Origin of the sequence: Agrobacterium sp. MCAB5, assembly GCF_052114365.1 — a bacterium.
Classification (GTDB): Bacteria; Pseudomonadota; Alphaproteobacteria; order Rhizobiales; family Rhizobiaceae; genus Agrobacterium; species Agrobacterium tumefaciens.
The window spans coordinates 1-817 of record NZ_JBFREP010000072.1 but is presented as its reverse complement, the minus strand read 5'-3'; the positions used below and the strand labels follow the sequence as shown (position 1 = coordinate 817).

Below are 817 nucleotides of genomic sequence, written 5' to 3'. Positions count from 1 at the left end.
GATTGGTAGTGCGGCGTAATCGCCTGTCATGGAAATACTCAATGCGCGGCGGCGGTGGGACCATGAACAGCGCGGATCTGGAAGAGCGACCAGATCAACAGGTACGGGCGAGTAGCCCCACCCGCGTGCCCGCGACGTAAGCCGCGAGGGTCGCCTGCGTTGAAGCGGTCGCCACCAATATCGCGAGCGATCTCGGTAAAAGCGGGCATAACAAGATCAGTCCCGACGATGCCTAAGACAATCGCCCCCAGGTCTAGATCTGCTTCTCTCTGACCGCCGCAAGCGTTGCGACCTCACCCTTAAGTGCGAGGCAAGCTCTCGGCCAAGCGCCCTTGTCCGCGCCGAGCGCGGTCTGAAGCCAGGCGAGCGTAAGACGTCGGGTCGCTTCCAGCACGTCTGGTGCTTCAGTGTCTGTTTCCTTTGCGTCGAGAGCTGCAATGCCGCCAAGACCATGCCCGACCCCGTGCATCATCAGCATTTCTTTAGCGCCCGGTGCATCGTGGAATGCATCTGCATGCCACTCAGGACCGCGGGTTGTAAAATGCGGATTGTCCATATCACCGCAAACGACGAGGCTGCGTGTCGATAGCGTCGAGAAATCGACGTCGAAAAACGGAAACCGGGCAGCACTCTCAGGCGTCATGTCCTTGCCGCCGCGGCCCGGTGTCGTCAGGAGAACGCCGGCCGAGATTCTTGGATCGGAAAAATCCTCACCATCCACCTGCGCGCCGAGCAGGAGCCCAACGGTGTGGCCGCCAAAGGAATGACCGACCGCGCCGATGCGTGAATGATCCATCCGGCCAGCAACGGCTGGCGC

Annotated in this window: 1 protein-coding gene; it reads right to left on the bottom strand. The window is 61.1% G+C overall.

What is annotated here, in order from left to right:
- Positions 1-253 precede the first annotated feature (253 nt).
- The coding region (locus AB4Z23_RS27365; protein WP_441361170.1) for an alpha/beta hydrolase family protein at positions 254-817 on the bottom strand (564 nt) is incomplete at its 5' end.